This is a genomic window from Microcoleus sp. Pol12B5, assembly GCF_036701335.1.
GTDB lineage: Bacteria > Cyanobacteriota > Cyanobacteriia > Cyanobacteriales > Microcoleaceae > Microcoleus.
The window spans coordinates 1-4279 of the sequence record NZ_JAUBQQ010000135.1; the positions used below are offsets into that span (position 1 = coordinate 1).

Annotated in this window: 3 tRNA genes and 3 rRNA genes; all 6 read right to left on the reverse strand. The window is 53.6% G+C overall.

From position 1 onward, the window contains the following. Positions 1-220: 220 nt before the first annotated feature. Positions 221-297: transfer RNA gene (locus QUA24_RS26790), tRNA-Met, on the reverse strand. A gap of 120 nt (positions 298-417) precedes the next feature. Next, positions 418-532: ribosomal RNA gene (rrf, locus tag QUA24_RS26795) — 5S ribosomal RNA — on the reverse strand. 125 nt (positions 533-657) lie between these two features. Then, a 23S ribosomal RNA gene (locus tag QUA24_RS26800) occupies positions 658-3449 on the reverse strand. A gap of 325 nt (positions 3450-3774) precedes the next feature. After that, positions 3775-3850, reverse strand: a tRNA-Ala gene (locus tag QUA24_RS26805). A gap of 56 nt (positions 3851-3906) precedes the next feature. Next, a tRNA-Ile gene (locus QUA24_RS26810) sits at positions 3907-3983 on the reverse strand. A gap of 230 nt (positions 3984-4213) precedes the next feature. Next, a 16S ribosomal RNA gene (locus QUA24_RS26815) occupies positions 4214-4279 on the reverse strand; the annotation flags it as partial.

Genomic DNA, 4279 nt, shown 5'->3' on the forward strand with positions numbered 1-4279 from the left:
GGCCTTGGCATTGCCAGAATTGTTATTGGAGATTGAGGTGATAGCGGTGTGTGGTGAGGATTGAGTGAGACGGGGAGCGGCCCCGGAAGCTGGGTGCTTTCGGGGCTGATGATTGTTGTTTGTGTGGGTTTTGTGTGGTGTGCGAGGTTTGGAGATGGGCCCCGGATCAGGTCCGGGGCAGCGAATTGCTAAACTCGCTGTGCTCATTAAGCAATTCTGCTGGTTGCGGGAGCAGGATTTGAACCTGCGACCTTCAGGTTATGAGCCTGACGAGCTACCGGGCTGCTCCATCCCGCGCCACCAACTGAGCCCTTTTGGGGGCTGAGCCCTAGAGGGCCGAAAACCGCCCGCAGCATATTGCCGGGGGCGGTTGTTCGACGATCATGAATGGGTTTTTCCATATGCACCGGCTTCAATGCCTGGCGACGCCCTACTCTTCCAACGCTTAAGCGGTAGTACCATCGGCGCAGTCAGGTTTCACGGCCGAGTTCGAGATGGGATCGGGTGGGGCACTGACGCTATGGCCACCAAGCAATGAAGCAGGTGCATATGGTTTTTAATCGATGCGGTTATACATTCAGATTTTGAAGACGATTATTCTTGGCGAATATCCGGCTTAATCATCCTTACACCAATGTTGTCATTGATGGTGGAACTCTCAAGCGCGAACAGAGTAATTAGGACCGGTTAGCTCCATGCATTACTGCACTTCCACACCCGGCCTATCAACGTGGTGGTCTTCCACGACTCGATGATAACTTATCTTGAGGGAGGCTTCCCGCTTAGATGCTTTCAGCGGTTATCCCGTCCATACATAGCTACCCTGCTGCACTCCTGGCGGAATGACAGGTACACCAGAGGTATGTTCAACCCGGTCCTCTCGTACTAGGGTCAACTCCTCTCAATTATCGACGCCCACGGCAGATAGGGACCAAACTGTCTCGCGACGTTCTGAACCCAGCTCACGTACCACTTTAATTGGCGAACAGCCAAACCCTTGGGACCTGCTCCAGCCCCAGGATGTGATGAGCCGACATCGAGGTGCCAAACGATTCCGTCGATATGAGCTCTTGGGAATCATCAGCCTGTTATCCCCGGCGTACCTTTTATCCGTTGAGCGATGGCCCTTCCACGAGGGACCACCGGATCACTATGACCGACTTTCGTCTCTGCTCGACTCGTCAGTCTCGCAGTCAGGCGAGCTTATGCCATTGCACTCTAACAGACGGTTTCCAACCGTCCTGAGCTCACCATCGCGCGCCTCCGTTACTCTTTAGGAGGCGACCGCCCCAGTCAAACTACCCGCCACAGAGGGTCCCTGCACCGGATAACGGTGCGAGGTTAGACATCAGAAAACAACAGGGTGGTATTTCACCTATGGCTCCACGACAGCTGGCGCCGTCGCTTCAAAGCCTCCCACCTATGCTACACAGTTCTTTCCTAATGCCACTCTGAAGCTGCAGTAAAGGTGCACGGGGTCTTTCCGTCTAACCGCGGGTACTCCGCATCTTCACGGAGAATTCAATTTCGCTGAGCATGTACTGGAGACAGTGGGGAAGTCGTTACGCCATTCGTGCAGGTCGGAACTTACCCGACAAGGAATTTCGCTACCTTAGGACCGTTATAGTTACGGCCGCCGTTTACTGGGGCTTCAATTCAGAGCTTGCACTCCTCCTCTTAACCTTCCAGCACCGGGCAGGCGTCAGGCCCTATACGTCGTCTTGAAGCCGACTTAGCAGAGCCCTGTGTTTTTGCTAAACAGTCGCTACCCCCTGGCTTGTGCCCCCTACACACGGTTGCCCGCATGTAGGGCCTCCTTCTCCCGAAGTTACGGAGGTAATTTGCCGAGTTCCTTCAGTACACTTCTCTCAAGCGCCTTGGTATACTCTACCATCCCACCTGTGTCGGTTTAGGGTACGGTCTATACGGAGGGGCTATTTCCTGGGACAACTTCGAAGCCAGACCAATCCAATAAGGCCTGACAACTTACGCCATCCGTCACACACCTCCAGGCCCACGAATATTAACGTGGTTCCCATCGACTACCCCCTTCGGGCTCGTCTTAGGGGCCGGCTTACCCTGCTCAGATTAGCTTTAAGCAGGAACCCTTGGGATTTCGGCGAGAGGGCATCTCACCCTCTTTATCGCTACTCATGTCAGCATTCGCACTTCCGATACCTCCACGGTCGGTTACCCTCCCGCTTCATCGGCCTACGGAACGCTCCGCTACCGCTTGGATCAAAAGATCCAAACCCTAAGCTTCGGTACGTATCTTGAGCCCCGTTACATTTTCGCCGCAGGATCTCTTATTTAGACCAGTGAGCTGTTACGCTTTCTTTAAAGGATGGCTGCTTCTAAGCCAACCTCCTGGTTGTTTTGGAAATCCCACATGCTTTCCCACTTAGATACGATTTGGGGACCTTAGCTGTAGGTTAGGGCTGTTTCCCTTTTGACGACGGACCTTAGCACCCGCCGTCTGTCTGCCGGACTAACTCTGTGGTATTCGGAGTTTGGTTAGGTTTGGTAGATCTCGCGACCCCCTAGCCCATCCAGTGCTCTACCCCCACAGGTAAACATCCGACGCACTACCTAAATAGTTTTCGCGGAGAACCAGCTATTTCCCGGCTTGATTGGCCTTTCACCCCTAAACACAACTCATCCGACAATTTTTCAACATTGAACGGTTCGGCCCTCCAGTGCGTGTTACCGCACCTTCAGCCTGGTCATGCCTAGATCGCCGGGTTTCGGGTCTAATCCATCAAACTCAGTCGCCCTATTCAGACTCGCTTTCGCTGCGCCTACACCTAACGGCTTAAGCTTGCTTGATAGATTAAGTCACTGACCCATTATACAAGAGGTACGCTGTCAGGCCTCAAGGACCCTCCAACTGATTGTAAGCATTCGGTTTCAGGTACTGTTTCACTCCCCTCATCGGGGTGCTTTTCACCTTTCCCTCACGGTACTTGTTCGCTATCGGTCATGTACGAGTATTTAGGCTTGGAGGGTGGTCCCCCCATGTTCAGACAGGATTTCACGTGTCCCGCCCTACTCGAGTCCTGATGTTTCATTTTCGCATACGGGGCTGTCACCCGCTATGGCCAAACTTTCCAGAATGTTCTGCTAATTAAACACCAGGCACTGGCCTGGTCCGCGTTCGCTCGCCACTACTAACGGAATCTCGGTTGATGTCTTTTCCTCCGGGTACTGAGATGTTTCAGTTCTCCGGGTTCGCTTCACGAAACCTATGTATTCAGTCTCGCAATACCTTTGCCCAATTACCCAGCCCGTGATTGCTCACGGGCGAGATAATCGGGATAGGTGGGTTTCCCCATTCGGAAATCGCGGGATCAAAGCTTGCTCACAGCTCCCCCACGCTTATCGCAGCGTGCCACGTCCTTCATCGCCTGTACATGCCAAGGCATCCACCAAATGCTCTTACCTCACGCTTGAGAGTCCACACCACCAATGACAACATTGGTCGATCGCTCGAGACACGGTCTTGTAAGCCGCGCCCCACACGAACGTACCACTCGGCTGCTGCCATGGTTTGCTCGGTGTGGATGATTTATCTCAGCCAGATATTCATTAGTTAAAATGAATGTATGTGATTGGCATACGTGACCCACCTCTTTCGAGATCGGCACGATGCAACCACGGCATCGATTAAAAAACCCATTCACAATGTCAAAGAGCAGGCCACTCATGGGCCCGCACACCGGCTACGGATAAATCCGCGCCGGAATATGTTGTCTTCATCTCTGGAGAAATGCGTGGTGGTGGAGCCTATCGGGATCGAACCGATGACCCCCTGCTTGCAAAGCAGGTGCTCTCCCAGCTGAGCTAAGGCCCCCAACCATGATCGCCGCTCTTTCGTGTTCGCACACAAAGCGAGCAGCGCGTCTATAATGGTGGGCCGAGTAGGAGTTGAACCTACGACCTCACGCTTATCAGGCGTGCGCTCTAACCACCTGAGCTACCGGCCCCACCTGCGGCCTTTCGGCTTAGGCGGGCAAGCCCGGGCTGCCCAAAGGCGGCGTTATCCGCTGCTCGCAAACATGTGAAAAACACACATTCGCGACAGCGAAATCTCCAGGATGAAGGGACATGAGGACGACGGCAATGTTCTTTGGAACGGAAGAAGCTCTTCCTGATGTGAGAACCCCAACCAGTTAAGGAAGAGATTCAATCAGGCGCTTTCTGCCAATATCCTTAGAAAGGAGGTGATCCAGCCGCAGGTTCCCCTACGGCTACCTTGTTACGACTTCACCCCAGTCGCTGA